General features: G+C 66.7%; 13 protein-coding genes. 6 read left to right on the top strand and 7 right to left on the bottom strand.

Annotated elements, in window-relative coordinates:
* Positions 1-5: 5 nt before the first annotated feature.
* Genes J2S75_RS00910 through J2S75_RS00900 form a run of 3 tightly spaced genes read right to left on the bottom strand, consistent with a single transcriptional unit; the run spans position 6 to position 2,301 of the window.
* Positions 6-1,364, bottom strand: coding sequence for an MFS transporter (locus J2S75_RS00910; protein ID WP_307017324.1), 1,359 nt, complete (start codon positions 1,362-1,364; stop codon positions 6-8).
* 1 nt (position 1,365) lies between these two features.
* Positions 1,366-1,755 carry a hypothetical protein gene (locus J2S75_RS00905; protein ID WP_307017322.1) on the bottom strand — a complete coding sequence of 130 codons (390 nt, stop codon included), beginning with the start codon at positions 1,753-1,755 and terminating at the stop codon, positions 1,366-1,368.
* A 42-nt stretch (positions 1,756-1,797) separates the two neighbouring features.
* On the bottom strand, positions 1,798-2,301 hold the full coding sequence (locus tag J2S75_RS00900) for a DUF3833 family protein (RefSeq protein WP_307017320.1): 504 nt from the start codon (positions 2,299-2,301) through the stop codon (positions 1,798-1,800).
* A gap of 420 nt (positions 2,302-2,721) precedes the next feature.
* Between J2S75_RS00900 and J2S75_RS00895 the strand changes: the two genes are divergently transcribed.
* The 6 genes from J2S75_RS00895 to J2S75_RS00870 all read left to right on the top strand — a co-directional run bounded on the left by J2S75_RS00895 (position 2,722) and on the right by J2S75_RS00870 (position 8,664).
* On the top strand, positions 2,722-3,024 hold the full coding sequence (locus J2S75_RS00895) for a hypothetical protein (RefSeq protein WP_307017317.1): 303 nt from the start codon (positions 2,722-2,724) through the stop codon (positions 3,022-3,024).
* Positions 3,025-3,161: 137 nt separating this feature from the next.
* On the top strand, positions 3,162-4,628 hold the full coding sequence (locus tag J2S75_RS00890) for an amidase (RefSeq protein ID WP_307017315.1): 1,467 nt from the start codon (positions 3,162-3,164) through the stop codon (positions 4,626-4,628).
* Positions 4,629-4,749: 121 nt separating this feature from the next.
* Positions 4,750-5,856 carry an ABC transporter ATP-binding protein gene (locus J2S75_RS00885; protein WP_307017313.1) on the top strand — a complete coding sequence of 369 codons (1,107 nt, stop codon included), beginning with the start codon at positions 4,750-4,752 and terminating at the stop codon, positions 5,854-5,856.
* 3 nt (positions 5,857-5,859) lie between these two features.
* Entirely contained in the window at positions 5,860-6,783 is a 924-nt protein-coding gene (locus tag J2S75_RS00880; RefSeq protein ID WP_307017311.1) for an ABC transporter permease, read from the top strand.
* Entirely contained in the window at positions 6,776-7,579 is an 804-nt protein-coding gene (locus J2S75_RS00875) for an ABC transporter permease (protein ID WP_307017309.1), read from the top strand. Before J2S75_RS00880 ends, J2S75_RS00875 begins: the two co-directional genes overlap by 8 nt.
* A 53-nt stretch (positions 7,580-7,632) precedes the next feature.
* Positions 7,633-8,664 carry an ABC transporter substrate-binding protein gene (locus J2S75_RS00870; RefSeq protein ID WP_307017306.1) on the top strand — a complete coding sequence of 344 codons (1,032 nt, stop codon included), beginning with the start codon at positions 7,633-7,635 and terminating at the stop codon, positions 8,662-8,664.
* 373 nt (positions 8,665-9,037) lie between these two features.
* Here J2S75_RS00870 and J2S75_RS00865 read toward each other — a convergent pair whose 3' ends face one another.
* Genes J2S75_RS00865 through J2S75_RS00850 form a run of 4 tightly spaced genes read right to left on the bottom strand, consistent with a single transcriptional unit; the run spans position 9,038 to position 14,027 of the window.
* A complete protein-coding gene (locus J2S75_RS00865) occupies positions 9,038-10,552 on the bottom strand; it encodes an ABC transporter substrate-binding protein (protein WP_307017303.1) in 1,515 nt (504 codons plus the stop codon).
* Between the two features lie 18 nt (positions 10,553-10,570).
* Positions 10,571-12,271: a dipeptide ABC transporter ATP-binding protein gene (locus J2S75_RS00860; protein WP_307017301.1), complete on the bottom strand. Its 1,701-nt coding sequence runs from the start codon at positions 12,269-12,271 to the stop codon at positions 10,571-10,573.
* Positions 12,268-13,065 carry an ABC transporter permease gene (locus J2S75_RS00855; protein ID WP_307018465.1) on the bottom strand — a complete coding sequence of 266 codons (798 nt, stop codon included), beginning with the start codon at positions 13,063-13,065 and terminating at the stop codon, positions 12,268-12,270. The genes J2S75_RS00860 and J2S75_RS00855 overlap by 4 nt, the downstream gene beginning before the upstream one ends.
* Before the next feature lie 23 nt (positions 13,066-13,088).
* Complete coding sequence (locus J2S75_RS00850; RefSeq protein WP_307017299.1) at positions 13,089-14,027, bottom strand: ABC transporter permease; 939 nt, start codon at positions 14,025-14,027, stop codon at positions 13,089-13,091.

Genomic DNA, 14,027 nt, shown 5'->3' with positions numbered 1-14,027 from the left:
AGCGCTCAGCGCGCTCCTGCTTTCGCGGCCGACGTGGCCTCGATCACCGTCCGCAGCCGATGCTGCGCCGCCTCGTCGAGCGGAAAGCGCCACATCAGCGCGATGGCGGCAAGCTTGGCCGGAATCGGCAGCCAGGCATAGAGCAGGGCGAGGGCAAGCCCCGCCTGTTCGGTCGGTGCCCCCGTGCCCGGCCGGTATCCCGCCCAGTCCAGCAGCGGGAAGGTGACGCCGACAGCGATGGCCAGAGCGAGCTTGGTGGCCAGCGCCCACAGCGCGAAATACAGCCCCGAGCGCTGTTCCCCCGACGCCGCCGTGTCGACATCGACCACATCCGCCTGGATCGCCGGCGGCAGCGCGACGTCGAAGGCCAGCAGCACGCCCGTCGCGCCACAGATCAAACCGAACGCCACCACATCGCCCGGACCGAGAAAGCCGGCCCCGGCGAAGACGACGCACGCCGCCAGCATGGCCCCGCACCAGGCTTTGTGCTTGCCGAAGCGGCTCCCGCAGCGCAGCGCCAGCGGCAGGCCGGCGACGCCGGAAAGGAAATAAAGAAACAGCAGCGGCCCCTGCAGCTGCGCCGCGCCGATACGGTCGGCGACGAAATACAGGAACAGCGTGGCCGGTATGGCGTTGGCGATGCCGTTGAGCAGAAACGCCGCGATCAGCCGCAGAAACGGGCCATTGGCCCGCAAATGCCGCAGCCCCGCCGCGAGGGACAGTTTCCCCCGCGAGAGATTTTCCGGCTCCGGCACGCCGAACACGCAGGCCGCGCACAACAGCGGCAGGGTGACGAGCACGAACACCCCCATCGCCGCCAGACCGTGAAAGCCCGTCGCATCCGTCCCCAGCCCGATGGCGAAGGGCAGTGCGATGGCGACGAGTGTGCCGATAAGCGTCACCCCCTCGCGCGCCGCCGCCACCCGGGCGCGGCCGCGATAATCGGCGGTGATCTCGGCGCCCCAGGCGGTGTAGGCGAGGCTGAGCGCGGTATAGCCGAGCGAGAGGCCAAGCCCCCAGAGAAAGAGATGGGCGATGCCCGCCCCCGCGCCGGGCCAGAACACCATGAAGGCGCAGAGCGCGGTGACCGGCGCCGCCAGCGCCATCAGTGCCCGCCGCCGTCCGAACCGGGGCGCGATCCGGTCCGCCACCCAGCCGAGCAGCGGGTCGGAAAGGGCGTCGATCAGACGGATCGCCAGCAAAGCGGCGCCGACGGCGGTGAGCGAGAGCCCCAGCGCCTCGGCATAGAAGCTCGGCACGATCACATAGAAGGGCAGCGCCAGCGCCGCCAGCGGCAGGGCCGGCAAAGCGTAGAGCGCGAGGCGCCGGCCGGTGACGGCCGGACCCGCCGGCGCCTCTGTCATCTCAGCGGCCCATGGTGGCGGTGCCGGAAAGCCCGTCATCGCGCGTCCAGGCGATCTTCTTCGGGCCGAGCGAGGTGATGGTGAAGCAATGTGTGCGGCCGTCATACCAGGTCGGCCATTTCTGGCACAGCCGGTCGTCCTTCACCCACCAGCGGCCCTCCTCGCTCGGCGCCAGCATGGCGCCGATGGAGAAGCCGGAAATGTCCCCGGCCACCACGCCGTCGTCGCGATAGACCAGCGGCAGGGTGATGCCGTAGGGCGTGCTCAGCCGCACCAGTTCGCCGCCGATCTTCTCCTGGATTTCCGGGCCGCTCAGCGGCTCGGCCAACGCCGGCGCGGCGGTGGCGGCAAGAAGCAGGGCGAGGCAGAGTGTCTTCTCGCGGGAGCGCATGGAGTCCTCCTTTAACATCGGGAGAGAAGGTCGCGGGCGCGCCTAGGGATGGCGGAAGGTGACGCGGGTGAGCGCGACCGGGAAACCGTATTTCGTCACCCAGGCGGTGTTCAGCACCGTGCCGTCCTCGCGCAGCACCATCTTGTCGTGAAAGCGGACGAGGTTTTCCCCGGCACCGGGGTCGAGATCGAGGAGATAGCTGAAGGTGGCGGTATCGCCCTTTACCGTCACCTCGGTCGCGCCGCGCACATCCTCACGCGTGCCGCGATAGCGCCCCGGCCCCAGCTTCTCGAACCGCCAGGTCTTGCGGTCCTTCTCGCCATCAGCGAAGTGGAAATCCTCCACCAGCGTGAGCACGTTGCCGTTCCAGCGGCCGGTGAGGTCCACTGTGAAGCTGCGCCTCACGCCGTTGATGGCGGAGAACGATCCCTCCGCGACGGTGCGGCCGGCGAAATACTGTTCGAGCACCAGATCCCTGGCCTGGACGGCCGACGTGCCAAGGCCGGCAAAGGCGAAAATTCCGGCAAGAAGGAGCAGGCGTTTCATCGAATCCTCCGCAGCAGTGCCGGAATTACGCGCGCAGAGCGGCGGCGGATCAGATCACGCGGCCCGGTGGCAGCCGGCGCGGTGCGGGAGGGGAAGGCGGTCGAGGTCAACGCTTTCCTCTATCTCGTCGCCTGTGACGACGTATTCCGCCGCATCCCCGCCGCTCCCGGCGGGTGAGGCGCACCACTCCCGCAGTGCGGCTTGTCGTGACGAACTCAATAGCCGGCTATCTCTTTCGCCCGCACCCCGGCATCCGTCGCCGCCGTATTCAGCCGCAGCAAGAACATAGCCGGCTTACTAACTTGCTCCCGGCTTCTCCCTCTCCGGTCTCGCGACAGATGCGCCGCCCTCCCCTTGCCGGCGAGTCCCTGCCTCCTACATCTGGCGCGCAGGCCGCGAATGGTCGCATGGGGAATGAATATGTCGTCGCGTTACCTTCGTCTTGATCCGGAAACCGTCCGCCTTCTCGACAGTTGCATCGCCCAGGCCCAGCACGCCGCCGCCCAGCTTCATCGCGAGGGTGCGGATGACGTGATGCGGATGCGCCTCGCCTCCGCGCTGATGGAGGCGATCAGCCTCGGCGAGCGGGATGAGCAGCGCCTCGTCGCCTTCGCCCTTCAGGTTGTACCGGCCTATCGCGAAAAGCTGGCGAAGCAGGCCCCGCCCCTGCCGGAGGCTCTCGCAGCCCGGCGCGAGCGTCCGGCGCCCGCGCCGGGCCGCTAGAGCGCTTGCAGCGAAGGTTCAGGGCGGTTTGCGAGGGAACGGCTCCAGCCCGCAGGGACGCAACCGGGCGGCTCTTGCGCGCCCGCCGGCCGGGAGGCGATACATCTCTACCCCCCTGTGGTAGCGGACACCGCCTCATGGACATCAGCGAACTTTACGATGCGAGCGACGCCGTCGCTCTCGCAGACCACGTCGCCAAGGGCGATGTCACCCCCGGCGAACTGCTCGACGAGGCGCTCGCCCGCGTCGCCGCCCTCAACCCGCAGCTCAACGCGGTGACGCTGCTGCGCGAAGAGGTGGCGCGCCGGATGATCGAGGAAGGGCTGCCGGAAGGGCCACTGAAGGGCGTGCCGTTCCTGCTCAAGGACCTCGGCGCCGAGGCGATGGAGTTCCCCTCCAATAATGGCTCGCGCCTGTTCGCCAACACGCGCTACGGGCAGGATTCGGCCATCTATGCCCGTCTGCGGGCGGCCGGGCTCGTCACCTTCGGCCGCACCACCTCGCCCGAAGGCGGCGTCGGGCCCACCACCGAGGCGGCGGTCTATGGCGGGCCGACCCGCAACCCGTGGAATCTCGGCCACACGCCCGGCGGCTCCTCCGGCGGCGCGGCAGCGGCGGTGGCGGCCGGCATCCTCCCCGCCGCGCATGGCTCGGATGGCGGCGGCTCGGTCCGCATCCCCGCCTCTTCCTGTGGCCTGTTCGGCTTCAAGGCCACCCGCGCCCGGACGCCCGATGGCCCCTATGTCGGCGAAGGCTGGGCCGGCATGGCCATTGACGGCTTCCTCACCCGTTCCGTTCGCGACACGGCGGTGCTGCTCGACGTGACGCAGGGCCCGGATCTCGGCGCCCCCTATGTCGCGCCGCCGCTGGAAGCCTCCTTCGCCGCCGCGCTGGCGCGGCGCGACGGGCCGTTCACCATCGCCTTCACCACCACGACGCTGACCGGCGATCCCATCGCGCCGGAATGCCGGGCGGCGGTGGAATCAGCCGCGAAGCTGCTGGAGAGCCTCGGCCACCGTCTGGTCGAGGCCCGGCCGGAGGCCGATACGGCGGGCATGATGGCGGCCTGGACCAAGATCGTCGGCTGCGGCACCGCCCTGACGGTGGAAAGCGCGGTGCGCCGGCGCGGCCGGCCGCTGGAGGACGATGAGATCGAGAGCGTCGCCCGCTCGGCGGTGGACTATGCGCGCGGCATCAGCGGCGCCGACTATCTCGACGCCGTCAACAAGGTGCATGCCTATGGGCGCGAAATGGCCGCCTTCTTCCAGCACGCCGATTTCCTGCTGACCGCGACCCTCGCCGAGCCGCCGGCGAAGCTCGGGCGTTTCGACCATGTCGGCCGGAATTACCTCGATTACCGGATGGGGCCGGACGGGGTGTTCGCCTATTCGCCCTTCACCGCCGCCTTCAATGCCTCCGGCCAGCCCGCCGCCTCGCTGCCGCTGCACTGGACGCCCGACGGCCTGCCGGTCGGCATTCACCTCGCCGCGCCCTTCGGCCATGACGAAGCGCTGCTCGGCCTGTGCGCGCGCATCGAGGAAGCCGCCCCCTGGGCGGCGCGCCGCCCGCCGATTGCCTTTAAACAGGACCGGCCAAAAATATGATCACATTGCCCTCCTCTCCGCTTGCCGGATGAGGAGGGCTCACTTAGGCTGCTGTCCGATGGCACCGCTTGCGGTGTGTTCGACGCCCCTTTTGGTGCCCCTTTCTAGCAACGGGTGAATAATGCCGGAGCCTTCCCCTGTACCGGACGCCCGCATCGCTGTCGATTGCCATGGCATCGTCAAGCAATTCGGCGAAGGCCCGCGCGCCCTTCGGGCGCTCGACAATGTCTCGGTCGCCATACGCGAAAACGAATTCTTCACGTTATTAGGACCGTCAGGCTGCGGCAAGACGACGTTGCTGCGGATGATCGCGGGGTTTGAATATCCCACCGAAGGGACGATCCGCCTGCATGGCGAGGACATCGCCGGCCTGCCGCCGTTCAAGCGGCCCATCAATACGGTATTTCAGAGCTATGCCCTCTTCCCGCATCTGACGGTGTGGGAGAACGTCGCCTTCGGCCTGCAAATGCTCGGCTGGGCCAAGGGGAAGATCGAGGCGCGCGTGGCCGAGATGCTCAAGCTCGTCCATATGGAGGAGCTGGCGCAGCGCCGCACCGACCAGATTTCCGGCGGCCAGGCCCAGCGCGTCGCCCTCGCCCGGGCGCTGGCCCCGGCGCCGAAGGTTCTGCTGCTCGACGAGCCGCTTTCCGCGCTCGACTACAAGCTGCGCAAGGAGATGCAGATCGAGCTCAAGCGCATGCAGAGCGAGACCGGCATCACCTTCATCTTCGTCACCCATGACCAGGAAGAAGCGCTCACCATGTCCGACCGCATCGCGGTCATGTCCAAGGGCCGGGTGCTGCAGGTCGGCACGCCGTGGGACATTTACGACAAGCCGGCCGAGCGTTTCGTCGCCGACTTCATCGGCGAGACCAATTTCCTCTCCGCCGCCATGGTCGGCATCGAAGAGGGCGTGGCACGGGTGCGCCTGCCCTCCGGCATCGAGATTTCCGCCAGTCTCGCGGAAGGCTACCGCCCGGCGGGCGAGGCGACGGTGGTGGTGCGGCCGGAACATGCGCGCATGGTCACCACCGGCGGCCAGCTGTCCGGCGTGGTGGAGAACATCGTCTATTTCGGCACCGACACCCATATCCATGTGAAGCTGGACCAGGGTTCCACCTTCATGGTGCGGCAGCAGAACTCGCGCAGCAAATCCTGCGGCGCCAGCGTCGGCGATCGCGTCGGCATCGACATCGCGCCCGATGCGGCGCAAGTGCTGCGGGACTGAGCGATGGCGAGCGCGGCCGAGATCGCCCGACGCGACGAACAGTCGAAAACCCGCACGCGCTGGCTGCTGTCGCTGCCGGCGCTGTTCATCGTCTTCATCGCCGCCATCGGCCCGCTTTTCGTCATGCTGGCCTATTCCTTCATGGCGAAGGGCGATTATGGCGACGTGAAGCCCGGCGAGTTCTCGCTCGACGGCTGGTTCTCCGTTCTCTTCCAGCGCGACATCTTCGACGACACGGTGACGCTGGCCGACGCGCATCTGTCGATCCTCTGGCGCTCGGTGCGGCTGTCGGTCATCACCACGCTGGCGACTCTGGCACTGGGCTTCCCCACGGCCTATTTCATCGCCACACGGCCGCGCAGCACCCGCGAGGTCTGGGTGTTCCTCATCACCATCCCGTTCTGGACCAATCTGCTCATCCGCACCTTCGCGATGCAGCAGGTGATCCGCAATGAGGGCGTGCTGAACACGCTGCTAATGTGGCTCGGCATCATCAACGAGCCGATCCCGATCATGTACACGGACTGGGCGATCCTGTTCGGCATGGTCTATGTCTACCTGCCGCTGATGGTGCTGCCGCTCTATGCCAGCATGGAGAAGCTCGACTTCCGGCTGGTCGAGGCCGGGTACGATCTCTATGCCGGCCGGCTCGCCGTGCTGCGGCGCATCATCCTGCCGCTGGTGAAGCCGGGCATCGTCGCCGGCTCCATCCTGGTCTTCGTCCCCTCGCTCGGCGCCTATGTCATTCCGCGCGTGCTCGGCGGCGGCAAGAATCTGATGCTCGCCAATCTCATCGAGCTGCAGTTCGGCGCCGGTCGCAACTGGCCGCTCGGCGCGGCGCTGTCGATCTCGCTGATGCTCCTCGTCATGGTCGCCATGCTGGTTTATGTGCGCAACGCCACGCGCTCGGGAGGCGGGCATGGCTAAGCCGCGCTTCGACATACGCGTGCAGCCCGGCTTCGGCACGGTCGCGCTGTTCACCTTCGCGATGCTCTACCTGCCGATCGCGACGCTGGTGGTCTATGCCTTCAACGCCAGCGACTCGCTGTCCAGCTGGGGCGGCTTCTCGCTGCACTGGTTCTATGAGGCGGCGGAAAACCAGGCGGTGCAGGATGCCGCATGGCGTTCGCTCATCATCGCGGTGAGCGCGGCGACGATGGCGACCATCGCCGCCACCATGGCGGCGCTGGCCACCACCCGCACCCCGCCCTATCCCGGCCTGTCGTTCAAATACGCCTTCATCAACCTGCCGCTGATGGTGCCGGAGATCGTCACCGCCGTGGCCCTGCTGATTGTGTTCGCCAAGGTGAAGGTGTGGACCGGCTATTCCGGGCTCGGCTATCTCATCCTGGCGCACACCGCCTTCTGCATCCCCTTCGCCTATCTACCCATCCGGGCGCGGCTGGAGGGCATGGACCAGTCGCTGGAGCGCGCGGCGGCGGATCTTTACGCCCCGCCCTGGCAGGTGTTCCGGCGGGTGACGCTGCCGCTGCTGCGGCCGGGCATCATCGCCGGCTTCATGCTGGCCTTCGTCATCTCGCTGGACGACGTGGTGATTTCCGAATTCGTCAAATCGGGCGGGCAGGACACGCTGCCGACCTACATGCTGGGTCAGCTGCGCCGGGCGGTAACGCCGGAGATCAACGCGATTGCGGCGGCCTTCCTGGTGCTGTCGGTGGCGCTGGTGACGGTATTCTTCTTCATCAACCGCAAGAAAGCCTGACCGACAAACCTAATCCGACACGCCAGAAACAACGGACCGGACGGAGTGGAACGATGACACTGAAATCGACGATGGTGGCGGCTCTCGCCCTTCTCGTCAGCGCGGGCGCGGCCTGCGCCGAGGGGCAGCTGAACATCTACAACTGGGGTGACTACACCAGCCCCGAACTGATCAAGAAGTTCGAGGAGACCCACAAGGTCAAGGTGACCGTCACCGATTACGATTCCAACGACACGGCGCTGGCCAAGATCCGCGCCGGCGGCCATGGCTTCGACATCGTCGTCCCCTCGGCCAACTACATGCCGATCTGGATCAAGGAGGGCCTGCTGCTGGAGGCCCGGCCGGACCAGATGCCGAACTTCAAGAATGTCGACGCGCGCTGGGTGAACGTGCCGTGGGATCCCGGCCGGCACTATTCCGTGCCGTGGCAGTGGGGCGTCAGCGGCATCGGCGTGAACACGAAGGTCTATGGCGGCGACATCAACACCTCGGCGATCTTCCTCGATCCGCCGAAGGAGCTGATCGGCAAGATCAATGTCGAGCCGGAAATGAACGACGTGCTCTACGCCACCATCAAATATCTCGGCGGCAACTGGTGCACCACCGACAAGGCGCTGCTGAAGCAGGTGCGTGACAAGCTGCTGGAAGCCAAGCCGAAATGGCTGGCCATGGACTATTCCGTCACCGAGAAGCTGCCGTCGGGCGACTATGCCGGCGTGTATTACTGGAACGGCGCCATCCTGCGCGCGCGCCTGAAGAACCCGGACATCGCCTTCGGCTACCCCAAGGAAGGCTATCCGGTGTTCATGGACAGCGTGGCCGTGCTGAAGGACGCCAAGAACCCGGAGAACGCCAAGGCGTTCATGAACTTCATCATGGAGCCGGAAAACGCGGCGATGATCTCGGCCTTCGCGAAATATGCGAACGGCATCAAGGGTTCGGAAGCCTTCTTCCCCGAGAACATGAAGGGCGCGCCGGAGCTGAACGTGCCGCCGCAGTTCGAGAAGGCCGGCGAGTTCCTGGAGACCTGCGCGCCGGAAGTCTCCCAGCTCTATGCCCGTATCTGGACCGACATCAACAAGTGATCGGTACCATCTGACAACGACCGAGGGAGGGCCGCAGGGCCCTCCCTTTTTTATGCCGCGAGGGGCGCGGAGAGCGACCGGACGCGAATGTCGTCCAACGCCGTCATCCCGGAAGGACCGCCGGTCCTATCCGGGATCGCTGACCTGTCCTGACGGATGATCCCGGCGCGCCGCCTTGCGGCGACGGCCGGGATGACGGATGCCAGAGGGGCCCGCGCCTGACGGCAGAATGAGCGGCCGGCAATTGGCCCCGGCCGCCCCGCTAGAGCAATTCCCGCAAAAGTGCATGGCGGTTTTGCGGTAGGAATTGCGCATCATCAGAGAGTTAGGCCAGTTTCGGTCAAATCGAGTTCACCGAAACTGGCCTGACGCCTCAGTTCTTCACCGTCTCTTCCAGGAAGAAGCGGCCGAGCGGGTTCTGGTGGAATTTTTCGATATTGCCGCGGGTGACGTTGATATAGGGGCTGTAATAGAGGTCGATCCAGTTGACATCACCCTTGGCGGTCTTCTGCAGCGTGACATACATCGCCTCGCGCTTGACCGGGTCGGTCTCCAGCCGGGCGGCCTCAACCAGCGCCTTCACCTCGTCGTTCTTGTAGCGGGTCATGTAGTTCATGTTGGTGTCGTGCCCGAGCACGAAGGTGGTCTTCTGGTCCGGGTCGAGAATGTCGTTGGTCCAGTACATGACCGAGATGTCGTAATCCCCGTTCACCAGCATGTCCCAGCTCTGGCTGGGGTCCACCTTCTGCAGGTTCACGTTCACGCCCGCCTTGGCCAGCTGCTGCTGCACCAGAACGGCGATCTGCTCGTCCGTCTCCTTGCCGGCGTTGACGACATAGTTCAGCGTGAGGCCCGAGGCGCCAGCGTCCGCCAGCAGCTTCTTCGCCTTTTCCGGGTCATAGGGCCGCTGGAGATTGTCAGCATAGTGGTAGAGCGAGCCCTTGGGCACATAGGAATAGGCGACCTCGCCGAGATTGAAGGTCGCCGCCTCGACGATGGCCTTCTTGTCGATGGCGAGGTCCAGCGCTTCGCGCACCTCCTTCTTCGCCAGCGCGCCATGCTCGTGGTTGATGAGCATGTGGTCCTCGCGGGTGGAGGGGTCGCTGATGACCTTGAGCGCGGGGTTCGTCTTCAGCTCGGCGACGCGCGAGAACGGCACGGTGATGGCGGCATCCACCTCGCCGGCCTGGATCTTCAGCATGCGGGTGTTGTCGTCGGGAATGACCAGCCATTCCACGCCGTCGAGGCTCACCTTGCCGGCGTCCCAGTAATTCGGGTTCTTCTTCAGGATGATGCGGTCGCCGCGGCGCCACTCCACCACGCTGAAAGCGCCCGAGCCCACCGGCTTCTCGGCGAAGGTGTCGGCGGCGGCGCCTTCGACCAGCTTCTTCGGCAGCACCGAGGCATTGGGCAGCGCCATCATGGAGAGGAACGGCACCGACTTGCCCTTCAGCTTCACCACCAGCGTCTTGGGGTCGGTAGCGATCGCGGTGTCGATGATCTTGAAGCTGTCGGACCAGAGCGAGCCCTTGTCGTCGCGGATGCGGATCAGCGAGTAGGCGGCGTCCTCGGCGGTGACCGGCGCGCCGTCGGAGAATTTGGCGTCGCGCAGCTTGAAGGTGTAGGTGAGCCCGTCCTCGGAGATGGTCCAGCTCTCGGCAAGGCCGGGCACCAGCTGGGTGCCGCTGGCATCGACGCGCACCAGCACGTCGAACACGTTGGAGAACACCCAGTTATCGACATTCTGCGCCGACTTGATGGGGTCGAAAGTGGTCGAATCCTCGTTGCGGGCGATGCTCAGCACGCCAGCGGCATGGGCGAGGCTGGTGGAGAGCGAGAGGAGTGCGGCCAAAGCCGCGAGGCGGGACGTCCGGAGTGCGGTCTTCACGGTTTTTTCCTCTGGTGGTTAGACGGCAAGGGCGGGCGGCGGCGCGATGAGGCGCCGGTCCGGGTCGATGTCGGGAATGGCGGCGATCAGCGCGGCGGTGTAGGCCTCGCGCGGGCGCTCGAAGACCTCGGCGCAGAGCCCCTCCTCCACGATGCGCCCGTGATGCATCACCACCACCCGCGTGCAGAGATGGCGCACGATGGCGAGGTCATGGGCGATGAACACCAGCGTGAGGTCCATGGTCGCCACCAGCCGCTGGAACAGCGCCACGATCTGCGCCTGGATGGTGACATCGAGCGCGGCGACGCATTCATCGGCAACGATCAGCCGGGGATCGACCGCCAGCGCCCTCGCGATTCCCGCGCGCTGGCACTGGCCGCCGGAAAGCTGGCGCGGACGACGCCCGGCCAGCGCGGGATCGAGTTCCACGAGGCGCAGCAATTCCTCGACACGGGCGGGAATGGCGGCGGGCGCCACCTTGCCCTGCACGCGCAGCACCTCGGCCAGCGTCTGCCCGATGGTAAGGCGCGGGTTCAGCGAGTTGAACGGGTCCTGAAACACCATCGCCGCCTGCTGGCGGATGCGTGCCAGCGCCGCGCCCGGCTGCCCGCGCAGGCTCAGGCCGTCAAAGGCGACATGACCGTCGGAGACCGGGGTCAGCCCGAGCATGGCGCGCGCCAGCGTCGACTTGCCCGAGCCGCTCTCGCCGACAATGCCCACCGTCTCGCCCGGACGGATCTGCAGCGATACGCCGGCCACCGCGCTGAAGCTGCGCCGCCGGCCGAACAGCCCGCCGGCGACGGGAAAGCGCACGTCGAGATCGTCGATCTCAACCAGCGGACGCGACGGCAGGACGACGACGCGCGCCGGATCGGCCGCATCGGCCGGATCGGTCACATCGTCCACCTCATCGGCCTCATCGTCCACCGGCATTGAGGGGTGGCTGGCGATCAGCGCGCGGGTATAGGAATGCCGGGGGTGGGCCAGCAGGGCGCGCTTCTCGCCGACCTCCACGACCTGCCCCTGCCGCATCACCGCGACCCGGTCGCAGGTCTGGGCGACCACGCCGAGATCATGGGTTATGAGGATGATGGACAGGCCCCGGCTCTCGCGCAACTCCATGAGCAGACGCAGGATTTGCGCCTGGATGGTCACGTCGAGTGCGGTGGTCGGCTCGTCGGCTATCAGGATTTTCGGGTCGCAGGCGAGCGCCACGGCGATCATGGCGCGCTGGCGCATGCCGCCGGAAAACTCGTGCGGATAGGCGCCGAACTGGCGCGGCGGATCGGTAAACCCGACCTGCCCCATCAGCGCGATCGCCTCCGCCTTCGCCGCCGCCCGGTCGAGCCGCCGGTGAAAACGCAGCCCCTCGGCGATCTGCTCGCCGACCCGCATGACCGGGTCGAGATGGCTGCTAGGGTTCTGAAATATCATGCCTATTTCGGCGCCACGCACCTGCTGCATCTGCGCCTCGTCCAGCGCCAGAAGGTCGCGCCCGCCCATCATCGCTGTCCCGCCGGTAACGGAAAGCGCGCGAGAAGGCAGCAATTGCAGCAGCGTGCGGCAGAGCAGGCTCTTACCGGAGCCGCTTTCGCCGACGAGCCCGAGAATCTCGCCCGGCGACAAGTCGAGCGAGACATGGTCGAGCAGGGTACGCGGGCCCTCCGCGCCGTTCACGGCGACGGAGAGATCGCGGACGGACAGCAGCGCGGCGCTCATTCGTGAACTCCCATCGCTTCGCCGAGCGCGTCGCCGATCATGGAAAAACCGAACGCCAGCAAGACGATGGCGAGGCCGGGGAACAGGGTGATCCACCACGCCTGCGACAGGAACGCCTGCCCCTCCGCGACCATGATGCCCCACTCGGCGGTCGGCGGTTGCACGCCGAGCCCGAGATAGGAGATGGCCGCGCCGGAGAGCAGCACCAGCACCGCGTCCGACATGCAGAACACCAGCGAGCCCGCCACCGAGTTCGGCAGCAGATGGCGGAACAGCACCCGCGTGCGCGAAAAGCCGAGGCTCACCGCCGCCACGGCGTAATCGGCGTTCTTCAGCACGAGAATCTGCGCCCGGATCAGCCGCGCATAGGACACCCAGCCGACCAGCGCCATGGCGATGTAGAAGCTGGAGAGGCCCGGCCCGAGAATGGCGATGATGGAGAGCATCAGGACGAGGAAGGGAAACGCGAGAATGATGTCGATCAGCCGCATCAGCACCGCGTCGACGATCCCGCCGAGATAGCCGGCGATGGCGCCGATCACCGTGCCGATGACGAGCGGGAAGAACACGCCGATCAGCGCCATCTGCAGATCGACGCGGGCGCCGAAAATGAGGCGCGAGAGGATGTCGCGGCCGAAATTGTCGGTTCCGAAAGGGTGCGCCCAGGAGGGCGGTTGCAGCCGCGCCGCCGCATCCTGGAAGATCGGGTCATAGGGCGCGATCAGTGGCGCGGCGAGCGCGGCCAGCACGAAGCCGCCCAGCAGCACGAGGCCGGCGACGAGCGTGCGGTTCATCCGCTTGGGGGAAACGGCGGCGCTCACAGCTTCACCCTCGGATCGGCGGCCACCGTGGCGATGTCGGCGAGGAAGTTGACCAGCACCGTGGCGCAGGCGAACACCATGGCCACGCCCTGCACCACCATGTAGTCGCGCGAGAAGATGGCGCGCACCAGCAATTGCCCCATGCCGGGCAGCGCGAAAATGCTCTCGATCACCACCGTGCCGCCGATCAGCCAGCCGATGTTCACCGCCAGCAGATTGATGGTGGGCACGATGGAATTTGGCAGCACGTGGCGCCAGAACACGATGGATTCGGGCATGCCGCGCGCGCGGGCGGCGGTGGCGACATCGGATTTCAGCCAGTCCACCATCGCCGCCCGCAGCGAGCGCAGCAGGACGGTGGACAGCGACAGCGCGATGGTGAGCGAGGGCAGCGCGAGATGGGCGAGCTTCTCGCCCAGCGTGTCGCCATAGCCGGAAACCGGCAGCAGCGGGAATTTGACCGCCAGCAGCATCATCAGCATCAGCCCCAGCCAGAACGGGGGAAAGCCGATGCCGAAGGTAGAGACGAAGCGGATGGCGTGGTCGATCGGGCGCCCCTGGTTGCGCGCGGCCAGCGCCGCCAGTGGCACGGCGATGAGAATGGAAAGCAGCACGCTGCACAGCACCAGCGCGAAGGTCGGCTCGATGCGGGTGCCGATCAGGCGCAGCACGTCGATCTTGTAGACGATCGACATGCCCATCTCGCCATGGGCGAGATTGCGCAGGAAATACAGATATTGCAGCCAGATCGGCTCATCGAGCCCGTATTGCGCGCGGATATTGGCGATGGCCGTGGGCGTGGCGCGCGCGCCCAGCAGCACGCGGGCCGGGTCGCCGGGGATCATCCGCACCAGCACGAAGGTGACGAGGCTGACGCCGAACACCACGGGCACGAATTGCAGCGGGCGCGTCAGGATGAAGGAGTAGCGACGCAT

Source organism: Ancylobacter polymorphus (assembly GCF_030813495.1).
GTDB classification, from domain to species: domain Bacteria; phylum Pseudomonadota; class Alphaproteobacteria; order Rhizobiales; family Xanthobacteraceae; genus Ancylobacter; species Ancylobacter polymorphus.
This window is presented reverse-complemented; position numbering and strand designations above follow the sequence as displayed.